Here is a 21,234-nt window from a genome sequence, read left to right as displayed (position 1 = left end):
ATGACGCAACCGTCCCCGCGCAAACGACATTGGACAACAAAGAGCCTGCTCGCCATTTTCTGTCTGGTCCCTCTGGCCTGGTATGCGTTGCCACGCAACCAGCCAGTGACCGAACTGCGCATGACGGTCAATGGCAACATGCTTCTCATTCCCGCGAACTATATTCCAAGCTATATGCAGGGTTTGTACGAGCAAGCCAGCAACCGGCAGGGTTTGCTCTTGCAGGCGCAGTGGAAGGGGGGCAAGTTACAGCCCTTCATCGCTCCGCATGACAATACGCCCGTCTGGATCAGTCATCAGGATGAAGTCTCCATTCTGGTGCAGCATTTTGACGCCAATACGCTGGCCGAAAAGTATCAGCTTGCCCAGCACTTTAGCGCAATCTGGATGCCCAATCGCAAGCAGGTGGCGTCACGTCATGGCTTGCTGCGCTATGAGCACAACGATTTGCCGCAGCGCGTGCGGGAAGATGCGATCACGGTGTTTTATGAACAGGACTTGTATCTCTATCCATCGCGCGAACGGATAGAAACGCAGATTGTCTGCGCCCCGGATTTTTTTCCCGATCCCGGTACGGAAAGGGCGAACGCGCTGGAGAAGCGCGGGAAATTGGTAATAGGCCCTAGCTGCTCGCACGATATTTTCCTGCATGGCTTGAGAAATTCTCATATCCGAGTCAGCTACTTTCGCAGCCATCTGCATGAATGGCAAGCCATCGAGCGGGCCGTGGTCGCGTTGCTCGATTCATTGATTCAAGAGCCGCAGAAGGCTTTGCCGCTGGCGCGGCAGCGCGATGCTCAGCGTGAAAGCGGGGCGGGACGATAAACGCAAAAACGCCACCCGAAGGTGGCGTTTTTGAACGTATTACGAATTCTTGGTGGCCCGGGGCGGAATCGAACCACCGACACAAGGATTTTCAATCCTCTGCTCTACCGACTGAGCTACCAGGCCAAGGTGGCGAATTATAGCAGACCAAGACGGAAATGCAAGAGCCGGTCTGCGATTTTCGTGCAAATATCGCGGGCGATATTTTTATTTGTTGTGAAGTCAAGGATTGGGTGGATTTTCGTGTTTCAGGTCAACAAATGGCGGTGCTTGCCTGGCTTGGCTACGCGGCCTGTGCGGTCAAGCCGCTTGATCTGGGGCACGTATCCTGTACTTCCGGACTATCTGAAAAGGGTGGGGCAAACGCTATAATAACCGCATGAACAGTCCCACTCCCCCCACCACGCGGCGCTTCATGCACAGCCACAGCGACGTTTGCATCGTCGGCAACGGCGCCATCGCGAAAACCACGGCGCTGGCGTTTGCCCAGGCAGGACAAAGCGTCACCCTGTTATCCCCGGCGAGTCCTCCGGCACCTGCCACCAAGCCGGTGGAAGCCAGCTGGGATGTGCGCGTGTATGCGCTCAATCACACGGCGCACCAGTTGCTGTCGTCGTTGAAGGTATGGGGCGCTTTGGCGGCCGACAGGGTGGCGCCCGTCGACGCCATGCTGGTCAACGGCGACGGCGCGCAGGCGGGCGGACTCGGTTTCGATGCCTATGGCGCCCATGTGGGCGCCCTGGCGTGGATCGTCGAAGACCGCAACCTGGGCCAGGCGCTCGACGCCGCCCTGAAATTCGCGCCGAACGTCAGCGTGCTGCAGGGCCGCGCCAGCCGCCTGGAATGGACGAACGACTCGGCCATCGTGCACCTCGACGGCGGCGACACCATCACCTGTGCGCTGGTGGTCGGCGCGGACGGCGCCCAATCGTGGGTGCGGGGCCAGTGCGACATCGGCCTCGATTACCGCTCCTACGGCCAGCGCGGCGTGGTCAGCAACTTCGCCTGCGAAAAGCCGCACCATGGCGCGGCCCACCAGTGGTTTACGGGCAGCGAAGGCATCGTCGCGCTGCTGCCGCTGCCGGGCGAGCGCGTCTCTCTCGTCTGGTCGGCGCCCGACGCGCTGGCCGATACCCTGATGGCCGAACCGGCCGACGCCCTGGCCGCGCGCCTGGCCGCATACTGCCACGACAAACTGGGTAAACTCACGCCGCTGCAGCCGGAGCTGGTGCGCGCGTTTCCCCTGACCCTGATGCGCCCGCACGCCATGGTGGCGCCGCGCGTGGCCCTGGTGGGCGACGCCGCTCACGTGGTGCACCCGATGGCCGGCCACGGCATGAATCTGGGCTTTGCCGACGTGGCGCAGCTGGTCAAGACGATCGGCGAACGCGAAGCCCACCGCGGCATTGGCGACGAACGGGTGCTGGCCCGCTATGCGCGCGCGCGCAAGGAAGACGTGCTGCTGATGCAGCTGGCCACCGATGGCCTGGCGCGGTTATTCGGCGCCGATCTGGAGCCTTTGCGCGTGGTTCGCAATTTGGGATTAAACTTGCTGGATAAATTACCTGCCCTGAAGCGAAAAATGATCTCGCACGCATTGGGACATCAGTAATATCAGCGTATCTTAAGATATCGCCGGATAATGGTACTAGTGAAAATTCAAGGTCGCCGCAGCTGGTCTGCGGCGATCGTTTTGTCAAAGAGATAACGACGCCGGGCCAGGGGCAGTTTCGCCGGGCGTTTCAAGTGGAGAAGTGATAGTGATGACAATGAACGCAAGCATGAGCAAAATCGCCTTGCTGATGGCCTCGGGCCTGATGATGTCGTGCGCCGGCGCGGAGACGCCGACGGAAGCGAGCATCAAAAAGCTGATCGAGCCGCGCCTGGGCGAAGGCGCCAAGGTCGATTCGGTCAAGGAAACCCCGTACGGCGGCCTGTATGAAGTGCGCACGGGCGGCGACATCCTGTACACGGACAAGAGCGCGCAGTATCTGTTCGTCGGCCACGTCTTCGACGCCAAGACCTCGCAAGACCTGACCAAGGTGCGCCTGGACGAAGTCAACCGCATCAAGTTCTCCGACCTGCCGCTCGATTCGGCCATGAAAACCGTCAAGGGCAATGGCAAGCGCGTGATCGCCGTGTTCGAAGATCCGAACTGCGGTTACTGCAAGCGCTTCCGCCAGAACGCGCTGAAGGAAATCGACAACGTCACCGTCTACACCTTCATGTACAACATCCTGTCGCCCGATTCGATCGCCAAGTCGCGCAATATCTGGTGCTCGCCGGACCGCAACAAGGCCTGGGATGACTGGATGCTGAATGGCAAAGTGCCTGCCGCATCGCCGGCCAATTGCGCCAATCCGCATGAAAAAATCCTCGCCCTGGGCCAGCAATTGCGCGTTTCGGGCACGCCAGCCATCTTCTTTGCCGACGGCAGCCGCATTCCGGGCGCGGTCGATGCGAAAACGCTGGAACAGAAATTCTCGACCATTAAGTAATCCGGGCTGTCGCCAGGAAGGCTGGACGGCGCGCCCTCGCAAGGCGCGCTTTTTTTTGCACTTTTTTCCGCTGTCGTATCATCAAGTGTTGTTCGTAGACGCCATAACAATCCAAAAAAGGGGAAGCAGCAGATGATTACCTTGAATATCAACGGACGCGACACGCAGGTCGACGCCGATCCCTCCACGCCCATCCTGTGGGCGCTGCGCGATAACCTGAACATGACGGGGACCAAGTTCGGTTGCGGCGCGGCCCTGTGCGGCGCCTGCACGGTGCACCTCGACGGCCAGCCGATCCGCTCGTGCATCACGCCGATTTCCTCGGTAGGCGCGCAAAAGATCACCACCATCGAGGCGATGGAAAACGACCAGGTGGGCAAGGCCGTGCAGGCGGCATGGGTGCGCCACGACGTGCCGCAATGCGGCTACTGTCAAAGCGGCCAGGTGATGAGCGCGACGGCGCTGCTGCGCACCAACAAGTCGCCCAGCGATGCCGACATCGACGGCGCCATGAGCGGCAATATCTGCCGCTGCGGCACCTATCAACGGATCCGCGCAGCCATCAAGGACGCGGCCAAGACCCTGGCCTGAGGAGAGCGACATGCGTATCGAATGGTTGAATCAGGAAGCATTGCAGCATGGCGGCGTGACCCTGGGCGCGGCGCTGGCATCGGTGCCGGTGGCGCTGGCCGATGGCGTCTCGCGGCGCGGTTTCATGAAGGCCGGCGCGGTGGCGGGCGGCGGTTTGATGCTGGGCTTTTTCCTGCCCGGCACAGGCAAGCTGGCGCAGGCGGCCGATGCCGCCCCCGCCAAGCCCGCGTATGCGCCAAACGCTTTCTTGCACATCGCGCCCGATAACACGGTGACGGTGCAGGTGAACCGGCTGGAATTCGGCCAGGGCGTGCAAACGAGCTTGCCCATGCTGATCGCCGAGGAACTCGACGCCGACTGGAGCCTGGTGCACGGCGCGCTGGCGCCGGCCGGCGAGCAGTACAAGGATGCCGCCTACGGCATGCAGATGACGGGCGGCTCGGGCAGCATCGCCCATTCGTTTACCCAGTACCGCGAAATCGGCGCCAAGGCGCGCGCCATGCTGGTGGGCGCCGCCGCCGCGCAGTGGAAAGTCAGTCCCGACCAGGTGCGCGCCGCGAAGGGCGTGCTGTATGGCCCCGGCGGACAAAAGGCGACGTATGGCGAATTTGCCGACGCGGCCATGCGCCAGCCCGTGCCCGCCAGCGTCAAGCTGAAGGACCCGCGCGACTTTGCCATCATCGGCAAACCCGTGAAACGCCTGGACGCGGCCGCCAAGTCCACGGGAAAACAGCAGTTCGGCATCGACTTCAAGCCGCCTGGCGCAAAAGTCGCCATGGTGGCGCGCCCGCCCGTGTTTGGCGCGAAGGTGGCGAAATTTGACGCCAGCAAGACCAAGGCCATCAAGGGCGTGCTGGAGGTGCTGGAAGTGAAGACCGACCGTGGCGGCAGCGGCGTGGCCGTCATTGCCGACGGCTATTGGCCCGCCAAGCAGGGGCGCGATGCGCTGGTGATCGAGTGGGATACGAGCGCCGTGGAAAAGGTCAGCAGCGACAAGCAGCTGGCCGCTTTCAAGGCGCTGGCCAAGACGCCGGGCACGGTGGCGCGCGCATTTGACGTCGCTGCGCTGGCCAAGGCGCCAAAAAAAATCGAAGCCGTCTACGAATTCCCCTATCTCGCGCACGCACCGATGGAACCGCTCAATTGCGTGGTCGACCTGCAGGCCGACAAATGCACGATGTGGGTAGGTTCGCAATTCCAGACGGGCGACCAGGCGGCCATCGCGGCTACTTCGGGCCTGAAACCGGAGCAGGTGACCCTGCACACGATGATGGCGGGCGGCGGCTTCGGCCGGCGCGCCGTGCCCTCGTCCGACTACGTGGTCGAAGCCGTCAACGTCGCCAAGGCATACCGCGCGGCGGGCAAGAGCGGCCCGTTGAAATTGATGTGGAGCCGCGAGGATGACATCAAGGGCGGCTACTACCGGCCATCGCACGTGCACCGCGCGCAGATCGGCCTGGACGCCAAGGGCAAGATCCTCGCCTGGGACCACACCATCGTGGGCCAGTCCATCATGGCCGGCACGCCGTTCGAAGCGTTCATGGTGAAAAATGGCGTCGACGGCACCATGGTCGAAGGCATGGGCGAGCCGTACACCCTGCCGATGAAACTGTCCGTGCACACGGCCAAGGCGAACGTGCCCGTGCTGTGGTGGCGCTCCGTCGGCTCGACGCACACGGCCTTTGTCATGGAAACCCTGATCGACGAAGCGGCGCATGTGGCGAAGGTGGATCCCGTCTCCTACCGCAAGCAGATGATCGACGCCAAGCATACGCGCCACATCGCCGCGCTGGACCTGGCCGTGGCCAAGTCCGGCTATGGCAGGAAGAAGCTGCCGAAAGGGCAAGCCTGGGGCGTGGCCATGCACGAGTCGTTCAATTCCGTCGTCGCCTACGTGGTGACGGCGTCCGTGGTGGACGGCGCGCCCAAGCTGCACCAGGTATGGGCGGGCGTGCATTGCAACCTGGCCGTCAACCCCTTGACGATCGAAGCGCAAGTGCAGGGCGCCGCGCTGATGGCGCTGGGCATGACCATCCCCGGCGCGGCCATCACGCTCAAGGATGGCGTGGTGGAGCAGCAGAACTTCGGCGACTATCCCGTGCCGCGCATGCCCGACATGCCGGTGATCGAGGTACATCTGGTGCCGTCGGGCGATGCGCCGACGGGCATGGGCGAGCCGGGCGTGCCGCCGCTGGCGCCCGCCTTTGCCAACGCGCTGTTCGCCCTGACGGGCAAGCGCCTGCGCAAGCTGCCGTTCGACCTGGCGGCCGCATGACGGCAGCGGCTTTTTGAGTACGGTCGGCATCTTGCTGGCAGCCGGAAGGGGACGCAGGTTCGACCCTTCCGGCGTACAGAACAAATTATTGCAACCGCTGGCCGAAGGCCCGCATGCGGGCTTGCCCGTGGTAGTGGCGGCCGCCAGGAACATGCTGGCGGCCTTGCCGCGCGTGCTGGCCGTGGTGCGTGCCGATGACACGCAGGTGGCGCGCGTGCTCGGTGCGCTGGGCTGCGAGGTGCGCGTCTGCCATGATGCCGATACGGGCATGGCCGCGTCGCTGACCTGCGCCATCGATTATGTGCGCGGCGCGCCGGGCTGGCTGATCGCCCTGGGCGACATGCCTTTCGTGGAAGCGGCTACAATCGCCGCCTTGTCGCACGCCATCGGCGATGGCGCGCGCATCGCCGTGCCCGTGTTCCATGGACGGCGCGGCAATCCCGTCGCATTCAGTGCCTTTCACTTGCCGCTGCTGCTGGCGCTCGATGGCGACCAGGGCGCGCGCAGCATCGTCAACAGCCATGCCGTGCGCGAAGTGACGGTGGACGACGGCGGCATCTTGCGCGATATTGATACACCTGACGATTTGTCGCCGGTGCCTGGCGCGCCCGGACGATTGTAGAACATCCAAGCCAGATACGAGGAAAACATGAAGCAAGCACCAACAAAAAAAATCACCGCCAAGGCGGGAGCCAAGGCAAGCGGCAAAGCCACAAGCAAAGCCGTCGTGAAAGCCGCAGCGAAAGCCCTACCGGCCGCCGGCATCATCTACAATATCGCCGCCCTCGACCTGGCCGGCCATATGTTCAGGGTGACGTTGACGGTCAAGTCGCCGGCCGCCATCGGCCAGGTATTGTCCTTGCCGGCCTGGATCCCGGGCAGCTATATGATCCGCGAATTTTCGCGCAACATCGTCAGCATCCGCGCCGAATCCGAGGGCAAGGCCGTGGCGCTGACCAAACTGGACAAGCACTCGTGGCAAGCCGCGCCGTGCAAGGGCCCGTTGACGGTCGAATACGACGTGTATGCCTGGGACCTGTCCGTGCGCGCCGCCCACCTTGACCAGACTCACGGCTTCTTCAACGGCACCAGCGTATTCCTGCGCGTGCTGGGCCAGGAATCCGACGCCCATGAAGTGCATATCGTGCAGCCCAAGGATGCGGCCTGCAAGACCTGGCGCGTGGCCACCACCCTGCCGGAACTGAAAGCGAAGCGCTATGGTTTCGGCAGCTACCAGGCGGCCAACTACGATGAGCTGATCGACCATCCGGTGGAGATGGGCGACTTCGCACTGGCCAGCTTCACCGCGCATGGCGTGCCGCACGATATCGTCGTCACGGGCAAGGTGCCGAACCTGGATTTGCCGCGTTTGTGCCGCGACCTGAAAGCCATCTGCGAAACGCAGATCGCCTTCTTCGAGCCGAAGACGAAAAAAGCGCCGATGGACCGCTATGTGTTCATGACCATGGCCGTTGGCGACGGTTACGGCGGCCTGGAACACCGCGCCTCGACGGCGCTGATCTGCGCGCGTGCCGACCTGCCGACGACGGCTTCGACCAGCACGGAGATCGGCGACGGCTACCTGAAATTCCTGGGCCTGTGCAGCCACGAGTACTTCCACACCTGGAACGTCAAGCGCATCAAGCCGGCCGCCTTTGCGCCATACAATCTGCAGGCGGAAAGTTATTCGCCGCTGCTGTGGCTGTTCGAAGGCTTCACCAGCTATTACGACGACCTGATGCTGGTGCGCGCGGGCCTGATCGACGAAGCGGCCTATTTCAAGCTGCTCGGCAAGACCGTCAACAGCGTCCTGCGCGGCAGCGGCCGCACCAAGCAGAGCGTGGCCGATTCCAGCTTCGACGCCTGGGGCAAGTACTACCGCCAGGATGAAAACGCGCCGAACGCCATCGTCAGCTACTACACCAAGGGTTCGCTGATCGCGCTGGCCTTCGATCTGACGATCCGCACGAAGACGAATGGCGAAAAATCGCTCGATGACGTGATGCAGGCGCTGTGGCAGCGCTATGGCCGCGATTTCTACAAGGGTAAGGCGCGCGGCGTGACGCCGGCCGAAGTTGAAGCGCTGTTCGACGAGGTCTCCGGCACGCGCATGAAACCGTTCTTCGAGCGCTATATCCGCGGCACGGACGACGTGCCGCTGGCGCGTCTGCTGGCGCCGTTCGGCGTGAAATACAGCGACGCGCGCAAGGGCGAAAAAGCCAGCCTGGACGTCAACCTGGGCCGCGACGGCAACGACGCCAAGCTGGCGCAGGTGCACCAGGGCGGCGCCGCCCACGTGGCCGGCCTGTCGGCGGGCGACGTGCTGGTGGCCGTCGATGGCCTGCGCGTGACGGGCAACCCGGCCAATCTGGAGACGCTGCTGGGCCGTTACGCCGTCGGCGCCAGGGTGGCCATTCACGCCTTCCGGCGCGACGAGCTGATGACATTCACCGCCGTGCTGCAGGGCGACCGCGTGCCCGGTGTCAGCTTGACCCTGCTGCCGGCGTCAAGGAAAGCCACGGGGCCGAAGCGTCCTAGCGCGGCATGATGCTGTTTGTCATGCAGTAAGACAGAAAACCGGCCTCACTGGCCGGTTTTTTATTTCAGGCAGCAATTTCGCAAATGCAAATGAACTAATTTTTCTTTAACTAAACTAAAATTGCCGAATTGCTTCTTTTAGATTCGCGCCCAACGTGCAAACCCTCGATCCTCGAACGATTATGCTGATGACCACCCTGATGTGCGGGGCGATGAGCATCGTCATGTTTTCGGTGTACCGCAGTTTCCGGCGCGAGGTGCACGGCCTCGGGCATTGGGCGGCCGGCTTGCTGCTGCTCGTGTGCGCGTCTCTGCTGTTTAGCACCCGCGAAGTGCTGCCGCCGGCATTGTCCACGATCGCGGCCAACGCGGCGCTGGTGGCCGGCATCGGCCTGTCGATGCTGGGCACGGAGAAATTCTTTGGCCTGGCGCCCAGCCGCCGCGCCTATCTGCTGATACTTGCCCTGGCCATCGCCGGCAATAGCTGGTGGCTGCTGGCGCACCCCGATTTTTCGGCCCGCGTGGCGGTCTTTTCGCTGCTGGTCTTCCTGTTCTATGCGCGCCAGGTGCAACTGGTGTGGCGCCATGGCGAACGCCATTTCTCGAGTTTCTTCTTTGGCGCCCTGATGCTGCTGCAAGCGGTCGTGGTGCTGGCGCGCGGCGTGTCGGCCTTGCTGCATGGCGGCGCCAGCGTGAACCTGGCGGTGGCCGGCACGCCGGCCGGCATCTATCTGGCGGTTGCCAATTTCATGGCGCTGCTGCTGACGGTGGGCTTCATGACGATGGCGACGCGCCGCCTGCAGCTGATACTGGAGCGCCGCGCGACCCACGATCCGCTGACGCAAGTGCTGAACCGGCGCGGCTTTGGCGACGCCTATGCGCGCGAAATAGGCAATCTGCGGCGTCGCCGCCTGCCGCTGACATTGCTCAGCATCGACCTCGATTACTTCAAATCGATCAATGACCGCTACGGTCATGCGGTGGGCGACCAGGTGCTGGCGCATGTGGCCACCATGATCCAGGGGGCCTTGCGCGAATCGGATTGCGTGGCGCGTTTTGGCGGCGAGGAGTTCGTCGTGCTGATGCCGGACATGCCGGCGCATAATGCGCTGGGCGTGGCCGAACGCATCCGCGCCTTGCTGCGCGAACCGAACCACGCGGGGCTGCCTGCGTGCACGGTCAGCATCGGCGTCGCTTGCCAGGCATCGGTGGTGGAAGGACTGGAACAGCTGTTGTCGCGCGCCGATGCGGCCCTGTACCTGGCCAAGGAGCGGGGACGCGACCGCATCGAACTCGATGCTTGCGTGTTTACTGGGGACCGGACAATGTCCGCAGCTGGAAGCGGTACTGGTCGTTGAACAGGAAGGTTTCGGAAAAATCGAAAGTCTTGGCGTGGCGGTGCATCAGGTGTCCCGCCGGCGGAAAGAATACCGGCACGCGCCGCACGGCGGCCAGCGCGACGGCCGATGCGTCGCTGTCGCGCGAACGGTGCACGCGCACGCTTTTCAGTTCGCCGTCGGGGCCCACGCTCAGGTCGAGCACGACGATGGCAGGCAGCATGGGCGGCAGGCGCCCGCTGAACGTGTATTCCCCGTTGGCCGCCATGATCTGCTGCGCCACCAGCGCCTTGTAGGCGTCGATGCTGGCCGCCAGCTGCAGCGCGGCCGGTGTGCCCGCTGCAGGCGTGCGCACCGCTGGCGGGGCCGTAGTCTGGCAAGCCGACAGCAGGACGGCGGTGGCAAGGACGATGATCGCGTGTCTCATGTCGGCCAGACTACCATGGTTTAACTGAACAGGCGTTCCAGCTCCACGCCGGGGTCTGGCGCGCGCATGAACGCTTCGCCCACGAGGAAGCTGTGGATGTGCGCATCGCGCATGCGTTGCACGTCGGCCGTGCTGTGGATGCCCGATTCCGTGATGATCAATTTGTCTTGCGGGATGCGCGGCAGCAGGCCGAGTGTCGTTTCCAGCGACGTTTCGAACGTGCGCAGGTTGCGGTTGTTGATGCCGATCAGCGCGCTCTTGAGTTTCAATGCCGCCGTCAGTTCTTCGCCGTCGTGGCTTTCGATCAGCACGCCCATGCCCAGTTCGTGGGCGCAGGCTTCCATCTCGGCCATCAAGCCATGGTCGAGCGCCGCCACGATCAGCAGGATGCAGTCGGCGCCCATGGCGCGCGCTTCATAGATCTGGTACATGTCGACCATGAAATCCTTGCGCAGCACGGGGATGGCGCAGGCGGCGCGTGCCTGCTGCAGGTAATCCACGCAGCCCTGGAAGAACTGTTCGTCCGTCAGCACCGACAAGCAGGCCGCGCCATGCGCCGCATAGCTGGCGGCGATGTCGGCTGGGCGGAAGTCGGCGCGGATCACGCCTTTCGATGGCGACGCTTTTTTCACTTCGGCGATGATGCCGGGCTTGCCGGCGGCGATGTGCTGGCGCAGGCTTGCCTCGAAGCCGCGCAGGCCGGCACGCAGGGCGCTATCGCTTTCCACGTCGCCGCGCAGGCTGGCCAGGCTGCGGCGGGCTTTGGCCTTGGCCACTTCATCGGCCTTCACGGCCAGGATTTTATCGAGTATGTCGGACATGATGGTCGCTATTCTATCAAGGAGGGCGGAGGGCTTACGCTTGCGGCGGGGTGCCCAGCTGCTGCGTGACCTGCACGAATTGGTCGAGTTTTGCCAGCGCGGCGCCCGAACTGACGGCGGCGCGCGCACGCGCCAGGCCGTCTTCGATCGAGCTGGCCACGCCGGCCGCGTACAGCGCCGTGCCCGCATTCAGGGCGACGATATCGGCGGCGGCACCTGGTTCGCCGCGCAGCGCTTCCATCATCTTCGCTTTCGATTCGACGGAATCGGCCACCTTCAGGTTGCGGCTGGCGATCATCGACATGCCGAAGTCTTCGGGATGAATTTCATATTCGCGGATTTCACCGTTGACCAGTTCGCCGACGAGCGTAGAGGCGCCGAGCGACACTTCATCCATGTTGTCGCGGCCATACACGACGATCGCATGCTGCGCGCCCAGGCGCTGCAGCACGCGCACCTGGATGCCGACCAGGTCGGCGTGGAACACGCCCATCAGGATGTTCGGCGCCCCGGCGGGATTCGTCAGCGGCCCCAGGATATTGAAGATCGTGCGCACGCCCAGTTCGCGGCGCACGGGCGCCGCATGCTTCATGGCCGCGTGGTGGTTCGGCGCGTACATGAAGCCGATGCCTGTCTGCGCGATCGACTGGGCGATCTGCTCGGGCTGCAGGTTGATGTTGACGCCCAGCGAGTCGAGCACGTCGGCGCTGCCGGACGAGGACGAGACGCTGCGCCCGCCGTGCTTGGCCACGCGCGCGCCGGCGGCCGCCGCCACGAACATCGAGGCGGTGGAAATATTGAAGGTGTGCGCGCCGTCGCCGCCCGTGCCGACGATGTCGAGCAGGTTGGTGGTGTCGGCCATGGGCACCTTGGTGGAAAACTCGCGCATCACTTGCGCGGCGGCGGCGATTTCGCCGATGGTTTCTTTTTTCACGCGCAAGCCCATGGTGAGGGCGGCGATCATGGTGGGGGACATTTCGCCGGACATGATCTGGCGGAACAGGTACAGCATTTCGTCGTGAAAGATTTCGCGGTGTTCGATGCAGCGCAGCAGCGCTTCTTGTGGGGTGATCGGCATGATGCTTCCTTCTTCAATGATGGCGCAGGAGGACACTGACGGCACGCCGGGGCGTGCGCATGGGATCAGCGCTCGAGAAAGTTCTTCAGCAGGGCGTGGCCGTGCTCCGAGAGGATCGATTCGGGGTGAAACTGCACGCCCTCGATATCGTATTCCCGGTGGCGCACGCCCATGATTTCGCCGTCGTCGGTCCACGCCGTCACTTCCAGGCAGGAAGGCAGCGAGGCGCGTTCGATCGCCAAAGAGTGGTAGCGGATCACTGTGAAGGGGCTGGGGATGTCCTTGAAGACGCCCACGCCCGTATGCGCGATGAGGGAAGTCTTGCCGTGCATGACCTGCTTGGCGCGGATGACCTGTCCGCCAAACGCCTCGCCGATGGCCTGGTGGCCCAGGCATACGCCGAGTATCGGCTTCTTGCCGGCGAAGTGCCTGAGCACTTCCACGGAAATGCCCGCCTGCTTTGGCGCTTTCGGGCCGGGCGAGATGCAGATGCGGTCCGGGTTCAGCGCCTCGATCTGTTCGATCGTGATTTCGTCGTTGCGGTAGACCCGCACGTCTTCGCCCAGTTCACCGAAATACTGCACGATGTTGTAGGTGAAGGAGTCGTAATTGTCGATCATGAGCAGCATCTTAAAACCCTCCATCCAGACCATCTTGCACTTGTTCGGCGGCGCGCAGCACAGCGCGTGCCTTATTTTCCGTTTCCTGCCATTCCATTTCGGGGATCGAGTCGGCCACGATGCCGGCTGCGGCCTGCACGTACAGCATGCCATCCTTGATCACGCCCGTGCGGATGGCGATCGCCACATCCATTTCACCGCCAAACGACAAGTAGCCGCAGGCGCCGCCATAGATGCCGCGCTTGGTGATTTCCAGCTCGTCGATCACTTCCATGGCGCGCACTTTCGGCGCGCCCGTCAGGGTACCGGCGGGGAAGGTCGCGCGCAGCACGTCGAGGTTCGACAAGCCCTCTTTCAAGGTGCCTTCCACGTTCGAGACGATGTGCTGCACATGCGAGTATTTTTCGATGACCATGCGGTCGGTGACTTGCACGCTGCCCGTCTCGGCAATGCGGCCGATATCGTTGCGCGCCAGGTCGATCAGCATCACGTGCTCGGCGATCTCTTTCGGGTCGGCCAGCAGCTCGGCCGACAATTCCGCGTCGCGTTCCGGCGTGGCGCCGCGCGGACGGGTGCCGGCGATGGGACGCAGGGTGACTTTCTTGCCGCCATCGGCCGTATTCTCGTTGCGCACCAAAATCTCGGGCGAGGCGCCGATGATCTGCATGTCGCCGAAATTATAGAAGTACATGTACGGCGACGGATTGAGCGAGCGCAAGGCGCGGTACAGGGTCAGCGGCGAATCGACATAGGGCTTGCGGATGCGCTGGCCGATCTGCACTTGCATCAGGTCGCCCGCCATCACGTATTCATGCGCCTTGGCGACCGCCTTCAGGTAGTCTTCCTTGGAAAAGTCGCGGATGGTTTCCGTGCGCACGGAGGCGCTGGTGACGGGCGCATCGACGCCGCGGCGCAGCATCATGCGCAAATCCTTCAGGCGCTGCTGCGCCTTGCTGAACGATTCGGCTTGCGTCGTGTCGGCGTAAACGATCAGGTACAGCTTGCCGGACAGATTGTCGATGACGGCCAGTTCTTCCGTCACCATCAGCTGGATGTCGGGCAGCTTCAAGTCATCTTTCGGCGCGCCGCCGGCCAGCTTTTTCTCGATGTGGCGCACGGTGTCGTAGCCGAAGTAACCGGCCAGGCCGCCGCAGAAGCGCGGCATGCCGGGGCGCAGGGCCACCTTGAAGCGCGATTGGTACTGTTCGATGAAGTCGAGCGGGTTGCCTTCGTGTTCTTCGATCACGACGCCGTTCTTGACGATCTCGGTGCGTTTGCCGTAGCTGCGCAGCACGGTCGTGGCGGGCAAGCCGATGAAGGAGTAGCGGCCGAAACGTTCGCCGCCGACGACGGATTCGAGCAAAAAGGTGTTCTTGCCGCCTTGCTGGGTTTGCGCCAGTTTCAGATACAGCGTGAGCGGGGTTTCCAGGTCGGCGAACGCTTCCGCGATCAAGGGGATGCGGTTGTAGCCTTGCTGGCCCAGCGATTTGAATTCGAGTTCGGTCATGTGTCTCTCCATGCCGTCAGGGTGCGAGTGCGCATAATGCACAAACCCTGCGGTGGGTTATCAAAAAACTTGCCGGTACATGGAACATGCGCAAATTGCGCGTGTGCAGCCGGCAGCAATCGTAACGGCTCGGCCTTCAGGCCTGCCAGGATTGCCAGCGTCGCCAAAGCCAGGCCTCAATCGAGCCGGTTTGGGTGACGTTGTGTTTTTTGATGAGAAACGTGTTCACGATATGGTGTGGGGTTTGGTCAGTATGCCGGTTAGTTTTGCATGCTAATAAAACGGGCTGCTTCGAGCAGCGTCTTTACTATACCATCGGAATCGGTATCGTGTATAGAGTGTCCGTGATTGTAGCCATACGGTACCGTCAATACGGGACAAGCCGCAGCCCTGGCCGCTTGCGCGTCGTTCGAGGAGTCGCCGATGGCCACCACTTTGGATGGCGCCAGGTCGAAATCGGCGCACACTTGCAGCAGCGGCATGGGGTGCGGTTTTTTCTTCGGCAGCGAATCGCCGCCGTAGACGATCTCGAAATAGCCGTCGAGCTTTTTCTGTTTCAGCAGCGGCAGGGCGAAGGCGATCGGCTTGTTGGTGACGCAGGCCAGGCGCAAACCCGCCGCCTTCATTGCCGCCAGCCCCGCTTCCACGTCCGGGTACAGGGTGCTGAACTGGCCATTGATGGCCAGGTAGTGGCGCTGGTAGCCGTCCATCGCCTGCTCGAAGCGCTGTTCCACGCCGGCCGCGTCGAAGTCGAGGGCCAGCACCGTGCGTATCAGGTTTTCCGAGCCCTTGCCCACCATCAGCTTGATGGCTTCGGCGCTGATGGGCGCCAGGCCCAGTTCCGCGCGCATGCCATTGATGGCGACATGGAAATCGGGCACGGTGTCGAGCATCGTGCCATCGAGGTCGATGATGGCGGCGCGCACGCCGGCCAGTACGTGGTCTTTCACCGTGCCCGCTTGCATCAGGCGCCCTTGACGGCTGCCAGTTCGGCGCGCATGGCGTCGATGACGGCTTTGTAGTCGGGCTTGCCGAAGATGGCCGAGCCGGCGACAAAGGTGTCGGCGCCGGCGGCGGCGGCGGCGGCGATGTTGTCGATCTTGATGCCGCCATCGACTTCCAGCATGATGTCACGGCCCGATTCGTCGATCATGCGGCGCGCTTCGGCGATTTTCTTCAGCGCTTGCGGAATGAAGGACTGGCCGCCGAAGCCCGGATTGACCGACATGATCAGGATGATGTCGATCTTGTCCATCACGTGCTCCAGGTAGTGCAGCGGCGTGCCCGGGTTGAAGACCAGGCCCGATTTGCAGCCGTTATCGCGGATCAGCTGCAGCGAACGGTCGACGTGGTCTGACGCTTCCGGGTGAAAGGTGATGATGTTCGCGCCAGCCTTGGCGAAATCCGGGATAATGCGATCGACAGGCTTGACCATCAGATGCACGTCGATGGGCACTTGCACGTGCGGGCGGATCGCTTCGCACACCAGCGGGCCGATGGTCAGGTTCGGCACATAATGGTTATCCATCACGTCGAAGTGGATGATGTCGGCGCCGGCGGTAACGACGTTGCGCACTTCCTCGCCCAGGCGGGCAAAGTCGGCGGACAGGATGCTGGGAGCGATACGGAATGTTGTCATGGTGGCTAAAGGCTGAGAGTAGAAAATGCGAAGATGCGCTATTTTACGCTTGACGCCGGTACCATGCTTCATTGAAGGACCGTGAAACACAGAATACGCATCGCGCGATGGTCAATGCGTCGCGCGCGGCACACAATACGACTGGCAATGTCTGAATAGGAATGACGATGGCGACTTATGAATTTACGGTAACGGTCAAGACGCAATATCTGCCCGAACAATCTGCACCGGACCAGGGGCGGCACGTGTTCAGCTACACGATCCGCGTCGTCAACACGGGCACGGCTGGCGCACAGCTGATTTCGCGCCACTGGCTTATCACGGATGCGAACAACAAGGTGGAAGAGGTGCGCGGTCTGGGCGCCGTTGGCCACCAGCCGCTGCTGCAGCCGGGCGAGCAGTTCGAATACACGAGCGGCACCATGCTGGGCACGCCGCAAGGTTCGATGCGCGGCGAATACTTTTGCGTGGCAGAAGACGGCCATCAGTTCGAAGCTTTGATTCCCGAGTTCGTGCTGTCGGTGCCGCGCACCCTGCATTGACGCAACGCCGGGGGCTTGGCCCCTTATTTCAGTTTTTCGGTGCTGTCCTGTTCTTCGCTGAGTTGCTTGCGTGCCGGTGGCGCGGGTTTTTTACCCGAATACATGGTCCACCAGACTATAAATGCCAGCAAGAAGAACGCCACCAGCGCCTCTATCATCAAGATCCACATACGCACCCCTATGTTATTTACCCGCAGCTTAGTATTTACCCGCCGTCTGTTGACACGCGGTAGTCTACCCGTTTCCATCGGCGCCGTCGCGCTTGCGCTTTCCGCCTGTACCACGCCATCCGCGCCACCGGCCGCCGCCGGCGGCAAGGCGCCGCCCATCGCGCCGACCGTCGTCAGGCCCGTGCCGGCCAAGCCTGCAGACGCCAAGGACGCTATCGATGCAGCGGCGGCCCCCACTTTCGTGCCCACCAAATTTGCCGCCTTGCCTGGCTGGGCCCGCGACGACGTGCGCGCCGCCTGGCCAGCGTTCATGGCTTCGTGCGGCGTGCTGGTAAAGCGTCCGGACTGGAAGGAATCGTGCACGATCGCGCGCCAGGTGAATGCCGACAGCGACAAGGCCATCCGCCTGTTCTTCGAAACCTTCTTTGTGCCCAATCAAGTCATTACCGCCGATGGCGCCAGCACGGGCCTCGTCACCGGCTACTACGAGCCGCTGCTGCACGGCGCGCGCAAGCGCGGCGGTCCATACCAGACACCGCTGTACAAGGTGCCCGACGACCTCGTTTCGGTCGACCTGGCCGGCGTGTATCCGGAACTGAAGAACATGCGCCTGCGGGGCAAGCTGGTCGGCAAGAAGGTGATACCGTACGCGACCCGTGCCGACATCGAGCGCGCCACGTCCGTGACGGGCAAGGAATTGCTGTGGGTGGATGACGAAGTCGAGGCGTTCTTCCTGCAAGTGCAGGGTTCGGGGCGCGTGCAGCTGACCGATACGCAGGAAACCGTGCGCGTCGCATATGCGGACCAGAACGGCCATCCGTATAAATCGATCGGCCGCTACCTGGTCGACAAGGGCGAGCTGACCCTGAGCCAGGCGTCCGCGCAGGGCATCAAGGCGTGGATCGCCGGCCACCCGACGCGCAAGGATGAATTGTTCAACGCCAATCCCAGCTATGTGTTCTTCAAGGAAGAGCGTTTGCCGGATCCGAAAGTGGGACCGAAGGGCGCGCTGGGCGTGCCGCTGACGCCGCAGCGCTCGGTGGCCGTCGATTCACGCTTCCTGCCGCTGGGCGCGCCCGTGTTTTTGTCCACCACGCAAGCCAATAGCGAGATTCCCATGCAGCGCCTGGTGATGGCGCAGGATACGGGCGGCGCCATTCGCGGGCCGATCCGGGTCGATTATTTCTTTGGCTTTGGCGCGGAAGCGGCCGAGAATGCGGGCCGCATGAAGCAGAGCGGCGCCGTGTGGGTGTTGTTGCCGAAGCAGGCGCCGGCGCGCTGAGTTTCTCGCGGCGCCGGGCGGGGATTGCGCTGGCGAAGGTTAGCGCAAGACCATGACAGGCAGGTGGGTGTGGGCCAGCACTTTTTGCGTTTCGCTGCCAACGAACAGCTTGTTCAAGCCCTTGCGGCCATGCGAGGCCATCAGGATGATGTCGCAATGGTAGGTTTGCGCCGCATTGACGATTTCGTCGTGCGGGCTCGGTGACACGGCCACCACGCCTTCGAAGGGCACGCCGGCGGCGCGCGCCGCTGCGCCGATCTTGTCGATCGCGCGTTGCGACGCTTCCTGCATCTGCTGTTCATACAGGCTGGCGTCGAGCACGATGCCGCCATCGGCCATCGGCGAGAACGGGAACGGCTGCACCACGCTGATGGCGACCAGCTTGGCCTTGTTCAATTGGGCGAAGGCGAGGGCGGTCTCGGCGGCTTTGTCGGACAACGGCGAGCCGTCGGTGGGAAATAAGATGGTGTTAAACATGGCGTGCTCCTCAAGTGATGTAAGACAGCTTATGGATTTACATCAATTAAAACCTTGATGTAAATCAAACCTCACAGGCTTTGGCATGAATAGTGTCGCCAAGGCAATCTTTCGCCAGTGTATGCCCGTTCCTCGCTTCAGGTGCGCACGCTACGCAGCGGCGTACCCCACACCATGGCGACCGTCAACGCAATGCTGCCTGCCGCGATGCAGGCCAGGCCATTGCGCACGCCAAAGTGTTCCGCTACCCAGCCGGCGGCCAGCGCGCCCAGCGGCGCCGTCGCCACCGTCAGGAAGCGCATTGTCGAGGTCATGCGGCCCAGCATGGGATCGGGCGTGACCTTCTGGCGCAAGCCCAGGTAGGGAATAAAGAACAGCATCACGCCGCAATCGAAAAAGAACATCAATATCGCATAAGCGACGGCGCTGGCGGCCGCGCTGCCGAAGAGCAAGGCGGGAATCGTTGGCGTCAGGGCAAAGCAGAGCGAGGTCGATGCCAGGCCGATCAGGATGGTGCGGCCGGCGCCGTAGCGCTTCGTCAGCGGCTTGACGATGAAGGCGCTGAGCAAGACGCCGGCGCCGCCCAGCATCTGCGTCATGCCCAGCACGCCAGGACTCATGCCCAGGTCACGCGTGGCAAACAGCACCGTCAAGGCCATGCTGGCGTAAAACAGGAAGTGCCAGATGCCGGCGCCCCAGGCGAGCGCGCGCAGCAGCGGCTCGCGCCAGACGAACAGCAAGCCGTCGGCGATGTCGCGCAGGGCGTGCTTGTCGGACGGTGCGGGACGCGGATCGCGTACGCTCATGGCGCGCAGATTGAAGACGGAAATGAGATAACCGCACGCCGTGCACAGGATGGCGACGGGTGCCGACAAGACTTGCACCAGCACGCCGGCCAGGCCGGGGCCGATCAGGCGCGACGCCGATTCGGTGGCGGCAAATTTCGATTGCGCATCGATCAAGCCATCGCGGCCCACGAGGAAAGTCAGAAACACTTGTTCGGCGCCGCCGCCGACGACGAAGCCCGTGCCGATGATGAATCCCACGATATATAGCCATGGCATCGACAGCACGCCGCACCAGTAGGCCACGGCCACGCTGGCCAGGGCCAGGCCGCACATGCTTTCGCTGAACAGCATGATCGGATGCTTGCTGCGCCGGTCCAGCAGCACGCCGACGGGCAAGCCGAACAGGGCGAACGGCAGCGCCTGCAGGGCGACCAGCACGCCCATCTGTTCAGGCGTCGCATGCAATAACAAGACCGCGCACAGGGGCAGGGCCAGCGAAGTGATCTGGGCGCCGAAGCAATTGAGGCCGTTGCTGAACCACAGGCGGCGAAAATTGACGCTGGCGGCGCTGCCGTCGCCGCGCAGGTGGCGGGCACAGGACTGGAAGAGGGAAGAGAAAATACCTTGCTCGATGAAAAGTGATCGGGCTCACAATAATAGCAGCGCATCTGCCGCGCCGCTGCCGTTAGCCGCTACAATCGGTGCACCGTTCATCGAGAGGAGACACTATGCAATACGAAGACTTGATCATCGACATCCAGGACAAAGTGGCGATCATCCGCCTGAACCGCCCCAAGGCCTTGAACGCTTTGAACGACAACATGATGAATGAGCTGGGCGACGCCTTGCTGAAGTTCGACGCGGACGAGCATATCGGCTGCATCGTGCTGACGGGCAGCGAAAAAGCGTTTGCCGCCGGCGCCGATATCGCCGCCATGGCCGATTACACGTATCCCGATACTTTTACCCAGGGTTATATCAGCCGCAACTGGGAGCATATCTTGCGCGTGCGCAAACCGGTGATCGGCGCGGTGGCCGGCTATGCACTCGGTGGCGGCTGCGAACTGGCCATGATGTGCGATTTCCTGATTGCCGCCGACAGCGCCAAATTCGGCCAGCCGGAAATCAAGGTCGGCGTCACGCCGGGCGCGGGCGGTACGCAGCGCTTGCCGCGTGCCATCGGCAAGGCCAAGGCCATGGATCTGCTGCTGACGGCACGCACCATCGATGCTGCCGAGGCGGAACGCATCGGCCTGGTGTCGCGCGTGGTGCCGGCCGATAAATTACTGGAAGAAACCTTGGCTGCCGCCAAGACCATCGCCGCCATGCCGACCTCGGTTGCCATGATGATCAAGGATTGCGTCAACCGCGCGTTTGAAACCACCTTGACCGATGGCGTCGCCTATGAGCGCCGTTTGTTCCAGGCCGCCTTCGGTACGCCTGCGCAAAAAGAAGGCATGCACGCTTTCCTGGAAAAGCGCTTGCCAAACTTCGACGGTCTTTGATATGATTCGCCTCCCCGATGAGACGCACCAGTTTGCGGCACAAAAGGGACGGCCTTCAGGGGCTGGGTATTAAAAAAGAAGGTTGACGGATGTAGCGAAATGCCTCATACTCTTCCTTCTTCGCAGCTGACAAACACAACGCTTTGTCGATAGCGCGAAAGCAGTACCGAATACAGTTCTTTAACAATTAACAGTCGATAAGTGTGGGCATTTGATGTAAGTGCAGCGTTGCGCAAGCAGCGTCAAACTTAAAATATCAAATGTTCACAAGAAGTAAATGAATAGGATGTTTCGCAAGAAACAGCCTGTCAGTT

22 protein-coding genes and 1 tRNA gene are annotated in these 21,234 nt (G+C 62.5%); 12 read left to right on the top strand and 11 right to left on the bottom strand.

What is annotated here, in order from left to right; translation table 11 throughout:
• Positions 1-825, top strand: a complete 825-nt coding sequence (locus tag CBW66_RS26020; RefSeq protein WP_086140461.1) for a hypothetical protein — start codon at positions 1-3, stop codon at positions 823-825.
• Positions 826-875: 50 nt separating this feature from the next.
• On the opposite strand, the gene CBW66_RS26015 is transcribed toward CBW66_RS26020, so the two are convergent.
• A tRNA-Phe gene (locus CBW66_RS26015) sits at positions 876-951 on the bottom strand.
• 32 nt (positions 952-983) lie between these two features.
• Between CBW66_RS26015 and CBW66_RS28820 the strand changes: the two genes are divergently transcribed.
• The 8 genes from CBW66_RS28820 to CBW66_RS25980 all read left to right on the top strand — a co-directional run bounded on the left by CBW66_RS28820 (position 984) and on the right by CBW66_RS25980 (position 10,085).
• On the top strand, positions 984-1,208 hold the full coding sequence (locus tag CBW66_RS28820; RefSeq protein ID WP_139841772.1) for a hypothetical protein: 225 nt from the start codon (positions 984-986) through the stop codon (positions 1,206-1,208).
• Positions 1,205-2,437 (top strand): FAD-dependent monooxygenase, encoded by a 1,233-nt coding sequence (locus tag CBW66_RS26010; RefSeq protein WP_230492380.1) that lies wholly within the window; start codon positions 1,205-1,207, stop codon positions 2,435-2,437. The genes CBW66_RS28820 and CBW66_RS26010 overlap by 4 nt, the downstream gene beginning before the upstream one ends.
• Before the next feature lie 169 nt (positions 2,438-2,606).
• Positions 2,607-3,323, top strand: coding sequence for a DsbC family protein (locus CBW66_RS26005; protein ID WP_230492381.1), 717 nt, complete (start codon positions 2,607-2,609; stop codon positions 3,321-3,323).
• Between the two features lie 132 nt (positions 3,324-3,455).
• A complete protein-coding gene (locus CBW66_RS26000) occupies positions 3,456-3,914 on the top strand; it encodes a (2Fe-2S)-binding protein (protein WP_070292451.1) in 459 nt (152 codons plus the stop codon).
• Positions 3,915-3,924: 10 nt separating this feature from the next.
• Positions 3,925-6,189, top strand: a complete 2,265-nt coding sequence (locus CBW66_RS25995; protein ID WP_086140458.1) for a xanthine dehydrogenase family protein molybdopterin-binding subunit — start codon at positions 3,925-3,927, stop codon at positions 6,187-6,189.
• 13 nt (positions 6,190-6,202) lie between these two features.
• On the top strand, positions 6,203-6,811 hold the full coding sequence (locus tag CBW66_RS25990; RefSeq protein WP_086140457.1) for an NTP transferase domain-containing protein: 609 nt from the start codon (positions 6,203-6,205) through the stop codon (positions 6,809-6,811).
• A gap of 27 nt (positions 6,812-6,838) precedes the next feature.
• Complete coding sequence (locus CBW66_RS25985) at positions 6,839-8,737, top strand: M61 family metallopeptidase (protein WP_268992809.1); 1,899 nt, start codon at positions 6,839-6,841, stop codon at positions 8,735-8,737.
• Between the two features lie 178 nt (positions 8,738-8,915).
• Entirely contained in the window at positions 8,916-10,085 is a 1,170-nt protein-coding gene (locus CBW66_RS25980) for a GGDEF domain-containing protein (protein WP_230492382.1), read from the top strand.
• On the opposite strand, the gene CBW66_RS25975 is transcribed toward CBW66_RS25980, so the two are convergent.
• The 7 genes from CBW66_RS25975 to rpe form a co-directional block, all read right to left on the bottom strand.
• A complete protein-coding gene (locus tag CBW66_RS25975) occupies positions 10,036-10,491 on the bottom strand; it encodes a hypothetical protein (RefSeq protein ID WP_086140455.1) in 456 nt (151 codons plus the stop codon). The two genes, CBW66_RS25980 and CBW66_RS25975, sit on opposite strands and share 50 nt — an antisense overlap.
• Before the next feature lie 20 nt (positions 10,492-10,511).
• Positions 10,512-11,312 (bottom strand): indole-3-glycerol phosphate synthase TrpC, encoded by an 801-nt coding sequence (trpC, locus tag CBW66_RS25970; RefSeq protein WP_086140454.1) that lies wholly within the window; start codon positions 11,310-11,312, stop codon positions 10,512-10,514.
• A 34-nt stretch (positions 11,313-11,346) separates the two neighbouring features.
• Entirely contained in the window at positions 11,347-12,390 is a 1,044-nt protein-coding gene (trpD, locus tag CBW66_RS25965) for an anthranilate phosphoribosyltransferase (protein ID WP_086140453.1), read from the bottom strand.
• A 65-nt stretch (positions 12,391-12,455) separates the two neighbouring features.
• Positions 12,456-13,019, bottom strand: coding sequence for an aminodeoxychorismate/anthranilate synthase component II (locus CBW66_RS25960; RefSeq protein ID WP_086140452.1), 564 nt, complete (start codon positions 13,017-13,019; stop codon positions 12,456-12,458).
• A 1-nt stretch (position 13,020) separates the two neighbouring features.
• Positions 13,021-14,517, bottom strand: coding sequence for an anthranilate synthase component I (gene trpE, locus CBW66_RS25955; protein ID WP_086140451.1), 1,497 nt, complete (start codon positions 14,515-14,517; stop codon positions 13,021-13,023).
• Positions 14,518-14,777: 260 nt separating this feature from the next.
• The gene (locus tag CBW66_RS25950; protein WP_086140450.1) at positions 14,778-15,482 is read right to left on the bottom strand and encodes a phosphoglycolate phosphatase; all 705 of its coding nucleotides are present in this window, start codon (positions 15,480-15,482) and stop codon (positions 14,778-14,780) included.
• On the bottom strand, positions 15,482-16,156 hold the full coding sequence (gene rpe / locus CBW66_RS25945) for a ribulose-phosphate 3-epimerase (RefSeq protein WP_034753544.1): 675 nt from the start codon (positions 16,154-16,156) through the stop codon (positions 15,482-15,484). Before rpe ends, CBW66_RS25950 begins: the two co-directional genes overlap by 1 nt.
• A gap of 167 nt (positions 16,157-16,323) precedes the next feature.
• On the opposite strand from rpe, the gene apaG reads away from it, so the two are divergent.
• Positions 16,324-16,698: a Co2+/Mg2+ efflux protein ApaG gene (apaG, locus tag CBW66_RS25940; RefSeq protein ID WP_070223779.1), complete on the top strand. Its 375-nt coding sequence runs from the start codon at positions 16,324-16,326 to the stop codon at positions 16,696-16,698.
• A gap of 23 nt (positions 16,699-16,721) precedes the next feature.
• Here apaG and CBW66_RS29745 read toward each other — a convergent pair whose 3' ends face one another.
• Positions 16,722-16,856 carry a hypothetical protein gene (locus CBW66_RS29745; protein WP_257620533.1) on the bottom strand — a complete coding sequence of 45 codons (135 nt, stop codon included), beginning with the start codon at positions 16,854-16,856 and terminating at the stop codon, positions 16,722-16,724.
• Between the two features lie 61 nt (positions 16,857-16,917).
• Here CBW66_RS29745 and CBW66_RS25930 point away from each other — a divergent pair, with 61 nt between their 5' ends.
• Positions 16,918-18,150, top strand: coding sequence for a murein transglycosylase A (locus CBW66_RS25930; RefSeq protein WP_230492383.1), 1,233 nt, complete (start codon positions 16,918-16,920; stop codon positions 18,148-18,150).
• 39 nt (positions 18,151-18,189) lie between these two features.
• Here CBW66_RS25930 and CBW66_RS25925 read toward each other — a convergent pair whose 3' ends face one another.
• Together CBW66_RS25925 and CBW66_RS25920 are read right to left on the bottom strand one after the other, a co-directional pair.
• A complete protein-coding gene (locus CBW66_RS25925; protein ID WP_070312619.1) occupies positions 18,190-18,627 on the bottom strand; it encodes a universal stress protein in 438 nt (145 codons plus the stop codon).
• Positions 18,628-18,764: 137 nt separating this feature from the next.
• Positions 18,765-19,958 (bottom strand): MFS transporter, encoded by a 1,194-nt coding sequence (locus CBW66_RS25920; RefSeq protein WP_240513063.1) that lies wholly within the window; start codon positions 19,956-19,958, stop codon positions 18,765-18,767.
• A 185-nt stretch (positions 19,959-20,143) separates the two neighbouring features.
• Here CBW66_RS25920 and CBW66_RS25915 point away from each other — a divergent pair, with 185 nt between their 5' ends.
• The gene (locus CBW66_RS25915) at positions 20,144-20,920 is read left to right on the top strand and encodes an enoyl-CoA hydratase (protein ID WP_086140448.1); all 777 of its coding nucleotides are present in this window, start codon (positions 20,144-20,146) and stop codon (positions 20,918-20,920) included.
• Positions 20,921-21,234: the final 314 nt, after the last annotated feature.

Source organism: Janthinobacterium sp. GW456P, from assembly GCF_002127655.1.
GTDB lineage: Bacteria > Pseudomonadota > Gammaproteobacteria > Burkholderiales > Burkholderiaceae_D > Janthinobacterium.
This window is presented reverse-complemented; position numbering and strand designations above follow the sequence as displayed.